The organism is Streptomyces sp. NPDC055815 (assembly GCF_053616475.1).
The window spans coordinates 1-13,908 of record NZ_JBSHDU010000069.1 but is presented as its reverse complement, the minus strand read 5'-3'; the positions used below and the strand labels follow the sequence as shown (position 1 = coordinate 13,908).

Here is a 13,908-nt window from a genome sequence, read left to right as displayed (position 1 = left end):
AGGTGCGGGACTTCCGTCTCCGGGCAGCCGTGCCGCACAGCCCGGGCCCCTAGGCTCGACACCATGCGACTCCGACTTCCCCGGTGGGCCGCGGTCACCGCAGCGCTCGCCGTCCTCGCGGGCGCCGGCACCTGGACCGCCGTCGCCCAGGACGATCCGCCGCCCGTGCACCGCGCGGACCGGATGCTCGACGTCGACGGGGTACGGCTCGACACCTCGTACTTCACCGGCGCGGGCGACGGACGCCGGCCCGCCGTCCTCCTCGGCCACGGCTTCGGCGGCTCCAAGGACGACGTCCGCGCCCAGGCCGAGGGCCTCGCCCGCGACGGCTACGCCGTCCTCACCTGGTCCGCCCGCGGCTTCGGCGCCTCCACCGGAGAGATCGGCCTCAACGACCCCGACCACGAGGTCAAGGACGTCTCGAAGCTGATCGACTGGCTCGCCGCCCGCCCCGAGGTCCTCCTCGACAAGCCCGGCGACCCGCGCGTCGGCCTCACCGGAGCCTCCTACGGCGGCGCGATCTCCCTGCTCGCCGCCGGCCACGACCCGCGCGTCGACGCGATCGCCCCGCAGATCACCTACTGGAACCTCGCCGACGCCCTCTTCCCGAACGGCGTCTTCAAGAAGCTCTGGGCCGGGATCTTCTTCTCGGCCGGCGCCCCGACCCAGGCCGGCTCCCCGACCCAGGGCGGCGCCCCGACCCAGGGCGGCGCCCCGACCCAGGGCGGCTCCCCGACCCAGGCCGGCGCCCCGGGCAAGGACGAGTCCTGCGGCCGGTTCACCGCCGAGCTCTGCTCCCTCTACCAGCGCGTCGCCGTCGCCGGGAAGCCCGACGCCGCCGCCCGCGCCGTCCTCGAAGCCCGCAGCCCCTCCGCCGTCGGCGCGCGCGTCAAGGTGCCCGCGCTCCTCGTGCAGGGCCAGTCCGACTCCCTCTTCACCCTCGCCCAGTCCGACGCCATGGCCCGCGCCCTCACGGCCAACGGCGCGCCCGTCGCCGTCGACTGGATCTCCGGCGGCCACGACGGCGGCGACCGCGAGACCGAGCGCGTCGAACACCGCATCAGCACCTGGTTCGACCGCTGGCTGAAGCGGGACACGTCCGTCGACACCGGCCCCGCCTTCCGGGTCAGCCGCACCGGCGGCGTCGACTCCACCGACGGGCAGGCCACCCTGCGCGCCGCGACCGCCGACCACTACCCGGGACTCACCTCAGGCCCCACGCGCCTCACCCTCGACGGGCCGCCGCAGACCTTCACCAACCCGCCGGGCGCCGCACCGCCCGCCGTCTCCGCCGTCCCCGGCCTCGGCGGCGGACTCAGCGGACTCTCCACCCTGGGCGTCGGCCTCTCCCTCGACTTCCCCGGCCAGCACGCCCGCTTCGACGCCGAGCCGCAGACCGAGGCGGTACGGATCACCGGCACGCCGACCGTCCGCGTCAAGGTCACCTCCACCGCCGCCGACGGCTCCGCCGTCCTCTTCGCCAAGGTGTACGACGTGGGGCCCGACGGACGGCAGCAGGTGCTGCCCGCCCAGCTCGTCACCCCCGTCCGCGTCGAGGGCGCCAAGGCCGGGAAGAGCGTCACGCTGACGCTGCCCGCGATCGACCACGAGGTGGAGGCCGGGCACCGGCTGCGGCTCGTCGTCGCCGCCACCGACCTCGGCTACGCCTCCCCGACGGTCCCCGCCGGCTACACCGTCGCCGTCGAGGGCCCGCTCACCGTGCCCACCGCGCCCGGCCTCGCCACCCAGGCCGCCGCCCTGCCCTGGTGGGTGTGGGGCCTGCCGCTCCTCGGCCTCGCCGCTGCCGCCGCCCTGCTGCTCACCGCCCGCCGCCGGACGGCCGCCCCCGCGCCCGAGCCCGAACTCGCCGCCGTACCCCTCCAGATCACCGGCCTGTCGAAGAAGTACAAAGGCGGCGACCGGTACAGCGTCCGTGACCTCTCCTTCCGCGTCGAGCAGGGCCAGGTCCTCGGCCTCCTCGGGCCGAACGGCGCGGGCAAGACGACGACCCTGCGCATGCTGATGGGCCTCATCACCCCCGACGAGGGCGAGATCCGGGTCTTCGGCCAGGCCATCAGGCCCGGCGCCCCGGTCCTCTCCCGCGTCGGCGCCTTCGTCGAGGGCGCCGGCTTCCTGCCGCACCTCTCGGGCCGGGAGAACCTGGACCTGTACTGGAAGGCCACCGGCCGCCCCGCCGAGGACGCCCACGTCGACGAGGCCCTGCGCATCGCGAACCTGGGCGGCGCCCTCGAACGGGCCGTCCGCACCTACTCGCAGGGCATGCGGCAGCGCCTCGCCCTCGCCCAGGCCATGCTGGGCCTGCCCGACCTGCTGATCCTCGACGAGCCGACCAACGGCCTCGACCCGCCGCAGATCCGCGAGATGCGCGAGGTGATGATCCGGTACGCGGCCGGGGGCCGGACCGTCATCGTCTCCAGCCACCTCCTCGCCGAGGTCGAACAGTCCTGCACCCATCTGGTCGTCATGGACCGGGGGCAGCTCGTGCAGGCCGGACCGGTCGCCGAGATCACCGGCTCCGGCGACACCCTGCTCGTCACCCTCGGGGAGACCGTCCCCGACGCCCTGGTCGAGAAGATCGGCGCCCTGCCGGGCGTCGGCTCCGCCGCCCGCACCGACGGCGGGCTCCTGGTCCGCCTCGACGGCCTCGACCCGACCGCCCTCATCGGCGAACTCGTCCGCCTGGACGTGCCGCTGACCGGCGTCGGCCCCCACCGGCGTCTGGAGGACGCCTTCCTCACCCTGATCGGAGGAGCCGCGTGACCACCACGGCCACCCAGCCCACCCCGAAGACGAGTGCCCCCGGCTACCGGCCCGGACACACCCTGCCGCTGCGCGTCGAGGCCCTCCGCCAGTGGAAGCGCCGGCGGACCATGGTCATGGGCGGCATCCTCGTCGCCCTGCCCTTCGTCCTGATCGCGGCCTTCGCGATCGGCGGCGCCGACGGCGACCGCAACGGCCGCATCACCCTGATGGACACGGCGACGGCCTCCGGCGCCAACTTCGCGGCGACCTGCCTCTTCGTCTCGGCCGGCTTCCTCCTCGTCATCCCGGTGGCACTGTTCTGCGGGGACACGGTCGCCTCCGAGGCGAGCTGGTCCTCCCTGCGGTATCTGCTCGCCGCGCCCGTCCCGCGCTCCCGGCTCCTCGCCTCCAAGCTGGCGGTCGCCCTCGCCTACAGCGCCGCCGCGATGGTCCTCCTCCCGCTCGTGGCCCTCGCGGCCGGCACGGTCGCCTACGGCTGGGGGCCGCTCCTGCTGCCGACGGGCGGCTCGGTGCCCGCCGGGGACGCCCTGTTCAGGATCGGGATCGCCGTCGTCTTCGTCTTCGCCTCCCAACTGGTCACCGCCGGCCTCGCCTTCTGGCTGTCCACCCGCACCGACGCCCCGCTCGGCGCGGTGGGCGGCGCCGTCGGCCTGACCATCGTCGGCAACGTCCTGGACGCCGTCACGGCGCTCGGCGACTGGCGTGACTTCCTGCCCGCGCACTGGCAGTTCGCCTGGATCGACGCGCTCCAGCCCCAGCTGGAGTGGGGCGGCATGGTGAAGGGCACGGCGATCTCCCTCACGTACGCCCTGGTCCTCTTCGCGCTCGCCTTCCGCGGCTTCGCCCGCAAGGACATCGTGTCCTAGGCCCTACAACCACCCCCTCCGAGCCGCTTCCGCGCCCGCGCGGAAGCGGCTCGTCGTGCCGAGGGCCGCCATCAGCTCGCCCACCCTGCGGCTGTACGTCCGCGCGGACATGCCGAGCCGGGCGGCCGCCGTCTCGTCCGTGACCCCCGACAGGAGGGCGTCGAGCACCGGCCGCAGCTGGTGCGGCAGATCACCGGGCGGCGGCGGAGGCGGCGCCGCGTACGTCAGGTCCTCGGCCGCCGCCCAGCAGGCGTGATGGGCCCGGACGAGGGCCTGCACCACCACCGGGTCCCGGATGAGCAGCAGCCCGTTGTAGAGCAGCTCCAGATCGAGCGGGACCGCGGCGACCGTCCGGTCGACGAGGATCATCTTGAACGGGATGGCCTCCGCGAGGCGGGCCCGGCCGGGGATCCGGAGCCCCCCTTCGAGCCGGGGCAGCGCGTGCCGCGGGACGATCCGTCTGACCTCCTCGGCCCGCTCCGCCGCGGCCCGCATGCACGCTCCCGCCAGCTCCAGGAACGGCTCGGGGATCGCGAAGCCCGCGGAGGCGACCGGGTCGTCGAAGGTCAGCAACTCGTGCCGGGTGGAGGCGGCCAGCCCGGCGAGCGCGGCACTGATGCGCCGCGCGCCCCGGACCGGCCGCCCGGCGGGCCGCTGTCCCTCGGTCGCGGCCCGGTTCATCGCCGAACGGGCGAGCATCACGGAGCCCGCGCTCTCTGCCACCGCTCACCACCCCCGCCCGATCGATGTCCACTCCATGTACGCATGTGACTGCACACGGTGACAACCCCTGTTGAAAAGGATGGCGAATCCATGCCACCCGGCTTCACCCGTGTCGCCGTTGCCGCATCGAGATCCATCCGCAACTCCTTCGACTGCTCCCAGCGGGCCTCTCGTTCGTCACATTCACAAGTGCCCGACGAAGAGGGGGAGATGAGATGGAACGACACGACAGGCCGACGGCCCGGCGCCACCGGGCCCGGTTCCCGGCCGTGGTCGCGACGCTGCTCGCGGCCGGCCTCGCCGCCACAGGCTGCTCCGCGAGCGGCGGCGGAAGCGCCGGCGACCGGTCGAGCACGCGGGCGCCCAAGGGCGGCGCCGCCGCCCCCGACGGCCGGACGGCCGCGCCCCGTGAGGGCGAGCAGCGCTCGCCGGCGCCCGCCCCCGACTACCTGTCCACGTTCGCGCTCGACGTGGACACGGCCTCGTACGGCTATGCCCGCCGCACCCTCGCCGAGGGGCGGCTGCCCGACCCGACGACCGTGCGCCCCGAGGAGTTCGTCAACAGCTTCCGCCCCGACTACGAGCGGCCGAAGGACAACGGTTTCAGCGTGACCCTCGACGGGGCCCGCGCCGGGCGGGACGGCTGGTCCCTGGTCCGCGTCGGGCTCGCCACCCGGGGCGCCGACCGCACGGCCGAACGCCCGCCCGCCGCCCTCACCTTCGTCGTCGACGTCTCCGGCTCGATGGACGAGCCGGGCCGGCTCGACCTGGTCAAGGAGTCCCTCGGGCTGCTCGCCGGCCAGTTGCGCGACGACGACTCGATCGCGCTCGTCACCTTCAGCGACGAGGCGGAGACCAAGCTGCCCATGACCCGCGTCGGGGAGGCCCGCGGCCGGATCCGCGAGGTCGTCGACGCCCTCGCGACGAGCTCCTCCACCAATGTGGAGGCGGGCGTCCGCACCGGGTACGACGTCGCCGTCGCCGGCCACCGCAAGGGCGCCACCAACCGGGTGGTGCTGCTCTCCGACGCGCTCGCCAACACCGGTGACACCGAGGCCGAGTCGATCCTCGCGCGGATCGACGAGGAGCGCAGGGAGTACGGGATCACCCTCTTCGGCGTCGGCGTCGGCAGCGAGTACGGCGACGACTTCATGGAGCGGCTCGCCGACAAGGGCGACGGGCAGACGACGTACGTCTCCACCTCGGCGCAGGCCCGGAAGGTCTTCGTCGACCAGCTGCCGGCCCATGTCGAGCTGCGCGCCCGCGACGCCAAGGCGCAGGTCGCCTTCGACCGGCGGACCGTGGAGAAGTTCCGGCTCATCGGCTACGAGAACCGGGAGGTCGCCGACGAGGACTTCCGGAACGACCGGGTGGACGGCGGCGAGATCGGGGCCGGCCACACGGTCACCGCGCTCTACGCGGTGAAGACCCGGCCCGGGACCACGGGGACGGTCGCCACCGCGACGGTCCGCTGGCTCGACCCGCAGTCCCGGGCCCCGCACGAGCGCTCCGGCACGGTCGGGACGGCGGCGCTGACCGGCGACATCTGGGGCGAGGGCCACGACAGCCTGCAACTGACGGCGATCACGGCCTACTTCGCGGACGCCCTGCGCGGCGGCGACCTGCCGGGCGCCCCGGGCCTCCCGGCGCTCACGAACCGCGCCGGGGCGATCGCCGACCGCTCGGGTTCCGCGGTGGTCCGCGAGCTGGCCGACGCCCTCCGTCAGGCCTCCGGGCTGCTCGGCCCCCGGGAGGGTGAGAACCCTTCCGGGGAGGGCGAGTTGAGGTCGGGTGACCCGTACAGCTGACGCACGGGGCGGGCAGCGGGTCAGAATGGCCGCATGGCCACCCTGCTGCTCGCCCTCGCCGTCGGAAGCACCGGGCTCTACGCCGGCTTCCTGCTCATCTTCCAGACCGGGATCATGCCCGCGCTCGCCCGGCTGACGGACCCGGAGTTCGTCACGGCGATGCGCCGGATCAACGAGTACGTGCCGAAGGCCGTGTTCCTCACGGTCTTCCTCGGCGTGATCGCCTTCCCCGCCGCCGCGTTCTTCGTCCCCCAGGACGGGCGGACGGACACCCAGAAGTGGCTGGTCCTCGCGGGGCTCGTCTGCGCGGTCCTCAACCACGCGGTGACCGTCGGCGGGAACGTCCCGCTCAACAACGCGCTCGCCGCCTCCCAGGACGAGCCGGCGGCGGTGCGGGCCGCCTTCGAGAAGCGCTGGAACGGCTTCCACCGCGTGCGTACGGCCCTGATCGTCCTCGCGTTCGGGCTGCTCACCGCCGCCGCGGTGCTGTAGGGACCCGCCGGGGAACCGTACCCGAGTGCTGGTTTCTGGCGTGAACTCGCGCGTGTCGACCCTCCCGGCATCCCCGAGGACCCCGGGAAACCGTACCCCCGCGTCCTGAAACAGCCTCTCGGTAGGGACAAGATCTGCGCCTGTGACGAAAACCTGACGCCCAGAAATATGGACGAACGGGGTGAATCACCACGATATCCGGGAGTCTCGTTCCGTACCCTCCGGTTTCTTATTGACATGCCTACGGGGGTCTTTTCTAATCATCGAGAGTCAACCCGCGCGCAGACACCGCACAGGCATGAGGGGGCAAGGTGGACGTCCGGATTCTGGGGGGACTGTCGGTACGTGAGAACGGGGTGTCCATCACCCCGACGGCGGCCGCGCCCCGGCAGCTGCTCGCCCTGCTCACGGCCAGCGCCGACCAGGTCGTCCCCGTGACGGTCCTGACCGAGGAGCTGTGGCCGTCCGGCGCACCCCGCGGCGCCCGCGCCGAACTCCAGGCACACATAGCCGGGCTGCGGAGCCTCATCGCGGCCGCCCTGCGCGACACCGAACCGGCGGAGCCGCGCCCCGGCTGGTCGGACCGGCGCAGCGCCGAAGCGATCCTCGTCTCCCAGCCCGGCGGCTACCGCCTCGACACCGGCGGCGGCCCCCACGACGTCTGGCAGTTCGAGCGCGCCGCCGGCGCCGGCTACCGGGCCATGGAGGCCGGCGACCTGTCCCGGGCCGCCCTCCGCCTCGGCGAGGCCCTCGCCCTGTGGCGCGGCGAACCCTACGCGGGCGTCGCCGCGGGACCCCGGCTCCGCAGGGAGATCGAACGCCTCGAAACCTCCCGGCTCAGCGTCCTCGACCAGTGGATGGAAGCCCAGCTGGGTCTCGGCCGGCACGTCGAACTCGTCTCCGAACTCACCGGACTCGTCGCCCGCTACCGCGCCAACGAGCCCCTCCACGCCCACCTCATGGTCGCCCTGCTCCGCTGCGGACAGCACGACGAGGCCCTCGTCGTGTACGAGCGGCTGCGCAGGAACCTCAAGGGCGAGAGCGGCATGGAACCCTCCGCGCGGCTCCGCAGGCTCCAGCGCTCGGTCCTCGCCGTGCGGGACACCGCGGGCCGCCCCGTGTACCCGCCGCGGATCCCCGCGCAGTACGTCCCCGGCCGCCCCGCCCCGTACGCCCCCGCCCACTACGCCACGGCGCCGTACGACCCCGCGCGCGCCCGGCTCGTCCCCGTGGGCTCCGTCGGCTGACCCCCGACAGGACGACCGCGACGCCACGGGGAATGAAGTGCGGCAACTCACCGTTGACCGACTCCCGAAGCCGAATTACTTTCGGCGAGCAGTACGGGTTTTCCTCCCAGGTGCCCGATTTATCGCTCAACTACGGGAGTAGGGCCATGACCTCGCACGGCGCGGACGAAGCCGGTGGTGCCGAGGCGCTGCTCACGGTCCTCGAACTGCTCGCCCGGCAGGCCCCGCCCGCCCGCTTCGACACCCTCCTCGACGAGGCCCGGGAGACCGGACTGACCGGCCCCGAACTCCACCGCCTGGAACGGGCCGTGGACCTCGCCGGCGAGGTCCGCGCCGCACACGCCCGCGACGCCCGCCGCGAGGCCGGACTCGCCACCCTCACCGACACCGCCCGCGACCTCACCCTCTCCTACGACCTCGACAGCCTGCTGCGGGTCATCACCCGCCGCGCCCGGCGGCTCCTCGACCTCGACCTCGCCTATGTGACCCTGCGCGGCCCGCACGGCGCCAGCTACGTCCACACCACCGAAGGCTCCCGCACGGCCACCGGCCCCGGCCCCCGCCTCACCCCCGGACTCCGGATCGCCGAGGGGTACGGACTCGGCGGCGCCGTCCAGCTCCACGGCGAACCCGTCTGGACCGCCGACTACCTCGCCGACGAGCGCTTCGCCCCCTCCGGCTCCCTCGACGCCGGCGTCCACGCCCCCGCCTTCGACGAGACCGCCGAATCCGCCCTGCGCGCCGAAGGACTCCACGCCATCGTGGCCGCGCCGCTGCGCAGCGGCGACACCGTCATCGGCGCCCTCTACGGCGCGGACCGGCGCGTCCGCCACCACACCCCGGACGAGATCGCGCTCCTCGCCGGACTCGCCGACCTCGCCGCCCTCGCCGTCGACAAGGCCGGCCTCCTCGACCGCACCCGCGCCGAGGTCTCCGAACTGGAGCGGGACAGCTCCCGGGTCCGCACCAGCCTCACCCGGATGCGGCACGTCAGTGAGGCCCACGGCCGCATCATGAACCTCGTCCTCGCCGGCGGCGACCTGTGCAACGTGGCCAAGGCCGCAGGCGACGCCCTCGACGCCACCGTGCTGATCCGCGACCCCGGCGGCCGCACCCTCGCCACCGCCGGAGACATCCCCGGCCTCGACGAGGAGGCCGTCGCCAAGGCCTCCCTCGACGCCCACGCCCGCCGCCGCCCGGTCCTCGCCGCCGACGACACCTGGGTCGCCCCCGTCATCGCGGGCTCCGAGGACCTCGGCGGCCTCGTCATCCGCGCCGCCGGCGGCCTCACCGGCGAGGACGAACGCCTCCTCGAACTCGCCGCCCAGTCCGTCGCCTTCCTCCTCCTGATGCGCCGCTCCACCGCCGTCGCCGAAGGACCCGTCCGCGACGAACTCCTCGACGACCTCATCGCCGACCCGCCGCACGCCCCGCAGCAGATAGCCCAGCGCGCCCGCCGCCTCGGCGTCGACCTGCGCAAACCGCACGTCCTCGTGCTCGCCCGGCCCGAGGGCGGCGAGCAGGGCCGGGCGGTCGTCTGGGCGTCCTCGTACGCGTACCGCCTCTGCGGCCTCAAGACCGTGCAGGGCGGCTGCATCGTGCTGCTGCTCCCCGGCATCGACGCCTCGGCCGCCGCCAAGGCCGTCGCCGCCGAACTGTCCCCGCTGCTCGGGCACCCCGTCTCCGTCGCCGCCGCCGGACCCGCCCAGAGCCCCGACGGCGTCGGACGGATGCACCAGGAGGCCGGCCGCTGCCTGGACGCCATGAGCGCGCTCGGCGGCACCGGCTCCGCGGCCTCCGTGCAGGACCTCGGCTTCCTCGGCCTGCTGCTCTCCGACGACAACGACGTGGACGGCTTCGTCGAGGCCGCGATCGGGCCCGTGCTCGACTACGACGCCGAGCGGTTCACCGACCTCACCCACACCCTGGAGGCGTACTTCGCCTCCGGCGGCAGCCCCACGAACGCGGCCGAGGCGCTCCACGTCCACCCCAACACGGTCTCCCGCCGCCTGGAACGGATCGGGGAACTCCTCGGCCCGGAATGGCAGAAGCCCGGCCAGGTCCTGGAGGTCCAGCTGGCCCTGCGCCTCCAGCGCACCCGAGAGGTCCTGGCCCGCGGCCGCGGCCCGGCGGGACCGACAGGACCCGCGGGATCCGGCTGAGCCTGGGGGCCGGTTGAGCCGGGGGGATCCGGCTGAGCCTGGGGGATCCCGCCGGCCCGCCGGACCCGACCGGTCCTCAGCTCGCCGAGCGTCGCGCGACGTAGCCCGTGTCGTACGCCGCGTCCCAGCCGCCCGCCATGACCGTCGCCGCGTGGGCCGCCGAGGCCAGCGTGATGTGACGGTGCCAGCCGCGGAACGAACGGCCCACGAAGTCCCGCAGCCCCGCGCCCTCGCCGACCTCCACGAAGTCCCGCTCAACCCGGCGGGCGAGCTTGGTGATCCGCACCAGCGACCCGACCGGGGAGTTCGTGAGATCGCTGATCCACACCCGGGCCGGGGCCCGCCGCGGGTCGTCCCACTCGCCGAGCAGCACCAGCGGACGCATCCGCTCCCCGCCCGGCGTGGGCAGCGCGACCCGGACGGCCGTCGCCAGCGAGGTCCGCGAGGTCCGCGCCCCCGCCACCGTGTCCACCCAGCTCACCGGCCTGCGCAGCCCCTTGAGCGACTCCAGGATCTGCACGGCCGACAGCGGACCCGCACCGAAGCCCGGAAGGGAACGGTCGGCGATCGCGAGCCGCGAACCCGGGTTGATCCGGGCCACCACCGGCACGCCCGCCCCGGCGAGCCGCGTCAGGGCCGCACGCCCCGCACCGCCCCGGATGTCGAGCAGCACCGGCTTGCGGGTGACGTCGGTCCAGCGGGCGGTGTCGAGCGCCGCCGCGACCGCGCACTCCTCGAGCGTCTCCTCGCCGGCCTCCTGCGGAACCTCCGCGCGGTCGCGCCGCGTACGGTCGTTCACCCACGGATCCGGCAGGAACAGCCGCCAGTTGACGGGCACGCTCAGCTCGTCGCTCGCGAACCACACCCCGAACGCCTGCTGACCGTGGAAGACCTGACCGCGCTCCGGGTCGAACCGCCGGTCCACGCCCACCGAGTGCTCTCCGGCCTTCGGGATCGGCATCGGCCGCACCACCCACGCCTGCGGGCAGCCGTTCCGCTCCAGGTACTTGGCGAGCGCGGCCCGCATGGGCTGCCAGTCCCAGGTGGAGCTGGAGACGAAGTGGTGCAGGCTCTGCTCGGCCGCGGGACCACCGATCTGCGCGGCGATGTTCCGGATCGACTTGCGGCCCTGCGCCGTCAGTAGACCGTGCAGGTACTGCTCGGCCTTCAGCCGCTGGTCGCGGCGCGGGAAGCCGGAGAACAGCGCGGCACACAGCTCGGCGTAGACGTCCTCGCGCGAATCGGCCGCGCCGCCGGAGGACCTGACGACGCCCAGGGGCACGGCCGGGGCGACGGCCCCGGTGGCGGCCCTGCGCTTGGTTGCGACGGATGTACTCACGACACTCCTGCCCGAAGGTTGCGCAGCTCCCTCCCGCTGCTCCACCACCTTCGCCCGCCCCCGCACCCCGGGACGAGGTGTACCCGGCACCCGAAATGGATTCCGGATGGTGGCCGGACCACCTCCCCCTCCGTCCGCGCAGGTCAGACACCCCGCCACCGCCCGGTCACGGACCCCCGTCAAGGCTCCCCACCCACCCCGGGAACAGCGGGGCGATACCCCGCGGGGGGATCTGACAGACTCGCCGGCCCCGCTTTGACCCGTCGCACGGCGTGGCCGGACCATCGCAGAGCGAGGCTGCACGGGCCGGACCGCGGTTAATGCCCCAGGCCGGGGACCGCGCCTGTGCGCCTCGCCTCGCGCCACCGCGGCCCGACGCGACCCTTAACCTTGGGCGCATGGCGCTGCGGAAGGAACTGCCGGTCGTCGCGGTGATCGCCGCCGGCGGCGCCCTCGGCGCGGCCGCGCGCTACGGCGCCTCGCTCGCCTGGCCCACGCCCGACGGCGCCTTCCCCTGGACGGTCCTCACGGTGAACGCCTCCGGCTGCGCCGTGCTCGGCGTCCTCATGGTCCTCCTCACCGAGACCACGACCGCCCCGCACCCGCTGCTCCGGCCCTTCCTCGGCACCGGCTTCTGCGGCGGGTTCACCACCTTCTCGACGTACAGCCTCGACACCCAGCGCCTGCTGAGCGCGGGCGACCCGACCCGGGGCCTCCTCTATCTGGGCGGGACCCTGCTCACCGCCCTCGCCGCCGTCTGGGCGGGCGTCGCCGCCGCCCGGGTGCTCGTACGGAGAGGGGGGCGGCCCGCGTGAACTGGCTGCTCGTCGTGGCCGGGGCCGCCGTCGGCGCACCCCTGCGCTATCTCACCGACCGCGCGGTCCAGGCCCGCCACGACTCGGTCTTCCCCTGGGGCACCTTCGCCGTCAACGTCGTGGGGTCGTTCGTCCTCGGACTCCTGACCGGCGTCTCCTCCGCCCAGGCCCACCTGCTGCTCGGCACCGGCTTCTGCGGCGCCCTCACCACGTACTCCACCTTCTCGTACGAGACGTTCCGGCTGTACGAGAACGGGGCGAAGGGCTACGCGGTGCTGAACGCGGCCGGGAGCCTGGCCGCCGGACTCGGAGCCGTATGGCTGGGAGTGGAGACGGCCAGGCCGGGGTGACCCGCGGGGTCAGGCGGTGATCCAGTCGCTGGTCGCGATCACCGGCTGGACGCCCTGGCGGTGGATCGTGCCCTCGATCAGGCCGTACATCCGGTCGGCCGCGAAGTACACCTCGTTGTCGTTCTTCAGGCCGAACGGCTCCAGGTCCACCAGGAAGTGGTGCTTGTTCGGCAGGTTGAGCCGGACCTCGTTGACCGTGGAGACGTGGTCCAGGACCCGGTCCGCCATCGCGTGCAGCGTCTGCTGCAGCGAGTAGCTGTACGTCTCCGCGAACGCCTCCAGCATGTGCCGCCGCACCTTCGCGTACGAGGCGTCCCAGTCGTGCTCCGGGTTGCCGGCCGCCGAGGCCGAATTCGCCCAGCGGGCGGTCACCTTGGTGGCCAGGATGCGGTCGTACGCCTCCTGGAGCGTCGTGTACTCGTCCTTGATGAAGCCGTGGAACTCGGAGTTGGTCGAGTTCATCACCGTCAGCTCCTTCAGGCCCGACAGGACCTGGAGGCCGCTGGTCTCCGAGTACGTGATCTGCGCCGTACGGACCTCCTGACCCTTGCGGGAGAAGGAGTGCTGCTCCTTGCGGCTCGGCACCGAGATCCGCTCCCAGGCGTACTCCTCGACGCGGATCTGCGCCTCGTGGATCACGGCCTGGGAGGACACGAAGTGCTGCGCGAGGAGGATGCCGAAGGCCTCGGGGGAGGCGACGCCGTGCTCCTTGGCGAAGGCGTAGACCGTGTTCTTGGTGGTGTCGGTCGGCAGGCAGTTGCCGTTGTCGCCGGTCAGATGGACGTCGCGGAACTCGCCGCGCAGGGCCACCGACACGTTCAGGTCGCGGATCTCGTGCCACGCGCCGTCGTTGCCCTTGCGGGTGACCGTGACGATGCGGTTCTCGGCCTTGCCGTACTGGTTCTGGGCGAGGACGTGCTTGCTCATGTGCTGCTCAGCTCCTGCGGGTACGTGGATACGGATATCCCGTACGCCCGGCGTCCAGCGCCCTCCGTCGTCCTGGAGGTCACTCCCCGCCGTCCGGCCCGTGAACGGCGGACCGCCCCGGGACTGACGAGCATCCCGGTCCGTAGGTGTCGGCTCGAAGATATGTCCGTTCCGGATGGCTGGCAATGGGTGCGGTCAGGGGGGTCCCGGCCGTACGAGAACCGTCAAGACGGGCATTGACGGCGTTAGGGGCACGTCAACGGCGGCGGTGGGCGAAGCAGGAAGAGGTTTCCTCATCTGGTCCGAGAATCCGTTCTTCCTTCTTCCTTCATCCGGGAGCTCACGATGGCCGACGTGGCCTTCGTCGTCACCACGATCGCGGTCTTCGCGCTGGT

General features: G+C 73.5%; 11 protein-coding genes. 8 read left to right on the top strand and 3 right to left on the bottom strand.

From position 1 onward, the window contains the following. Window positions 1–63: 63 nt before the first annotated feature. Both ACWGN5_RS32280 and ACWGN5_RS32275 read left to right on the top strand, forming a co-directional pair. Window positions 64–2,781: a CocE/NonD family hydrolase gene (locus tag ACWGN5_RS32280; protein WP_453521859.1), complete on the top strand. Its 2,718-nt coding sequence runs from the start codon at window positions 64–66 to the stop codon at window positions 2,779–2,781. Then, window positions 2,778–3,650: an ABC transporter permease gene (locus ACWGN5_RS32275; protein ID WP_453521856.1), complete on the top strand. Its 873-nt coding sequence runs from the start codon at window positions 2,778–2,780 to the stop codon at window positions 3,648–3,650. Before ACWGN5_RS32280 ends, ACWGN5_RS32275 begins: the two co-directional genes overlap by 4 nt. A 3-nt stretch (window positions 3,651–3,653) precedes the next feature. Here the strand turns inward: ACWGN5_RS32275 and ACWGN5_RS32270 are convergent, their stop codons facing one another. Further along, window positions 3,654–4,373, bottom strand: coding sequence for a DNA-binding response regulator (locus tag ACWGN5_RS32270; protein WP_453521854.1), 720 nt, complete (start codon window positions 4,371–4,373; stop codon window positions 3,654–3,656). 215 nt (window positions 4,374–4,588) lie between these two features. Between ACWGN5_RS32270 and ACWGN5_RS32265 the strand changes: the two genes are divergently transcribed. The 4 genes from ACWGN5_RS32265 to ACWGN5_RS32250 all read left to right on the top strand — a co-directional run bounded on the left by ACWGN5_RS32265 (window position 4,589) and on the right by ACWGN5_RS32250 (window position 10,082). Next, window positions 4,589–6,181 carry a vWA domain-containing protein gene (locus tag ACWGN5_RS32265; protein ID WP_453521852.1) on the top strand — a complete coding sequence of 531 codons (1,593 nt, stop codon included), beginning with the start codon at window positions 4,589–4,591 and terminating at the stop codon, window positions 6,179–6,181. 33 nt (window positions 6,182–6,214) lie between these two features. Continuing rightward, entirely contained in the window at window positions 6,215–6,673 is a 459-nt protein-coding gene (locus ACWGN5_RS32260) for an anthrone oxygenase family protein (protein ID WP_453521851.1), read from the top strand. Window positions 6,674–6,984: 311 nt separating this feature from the next. Beyond that, window positions 6,985–7,920, top strand: a complete 936-nt coding sequence (locus ACWGN5_RS32255) for an AfsR/SARP family transcriptional regulator (protein ID WP_453521849.1) — start codon at window positions 6,985–6,987, stop codon at window positions 7,918–7,920. 146 nt (window positions 7,921–8,066) lie between these two features. After that, window positions 8,067–10,082, top strand: a complete 2,016-nt coding sequence (locus ACWGN5_RS32250; RefSeq protein ID WP_453521848.1) for a helix-turn-helix domain-containing protein — start codon at window positions 8,067–8,069, stop codon at window positions 10,080–10,082. Window positions 10,083–10,158: 76 nt separating this feature from the next. Here ACWGN5_RS32250 and ACWGN5_RS32245 read toward each other — a convergent pair whose 3' ends face one another. Beyond that, window positions 10,159–11,421: an IS701 family transposase gene (locus ACWGN5_RS32245; protein WP_453521846.1), complete on the bottom strand. Its 1,263-nt coding sequence runs from the start codon at window positions 11,419–11,421 to the stop codon at window positions 10,159–10,161. Between the two features lie 398 nt (window positions 11,422–11,819). On the opposite strand from ACWGN5_RS32245, the gene crcB (ACWGN5_RS32240) reads away from it, so the two are divergent. Both crcB (ACWGN5_RS32240) and crcB (ACWGN5_RS32235) read left to right on the top strand, forming a co-directional pair. Continuing rightward, on the top strand, window positions 11,820–12,236 hold the full coding sequence (crcB, locus tag ACWGN5_RS32240; RefSeq protein WP_453521844.1) for a fluoride efflux transporter CrcB: 417 nt from the start codon (window positions 11,820–11,822) through the stop codon (window positions 12,234–12,236). Further along, entirely contained in the window at window positions 12,233–12,586 is a 354-nt protein-coding gene (gene crcB / locus ACWGN5_RS32235; RefSeq protein ID WP_453521841.1) for a fluoride efflux transporter CrcB, read from the top strand. The genes crcB (ACWGN5_RS32240) and crcB (ACWGN5_RS32235) overlap by 4 nt, the downstream gene beginning before the upstream one ends. 9 nt (window positions 12,587–12,595) lie before the next feature. Here the strand turns inward: crcB (ACWGN5_RS32235) and pucL are convergent, their stop codons facing one another. Next, entirely contained in the window at window positions 12,596–13,513 is a 918-nt protein-coding gene (pucL, locus tag ACWGN5_RS32230; protein WP_453521839.1) for a factor-independent urate hydroxylase, read from the bottom strand. Window positions 13,514–13,908 lie beyond the last annotated feature (395 nt).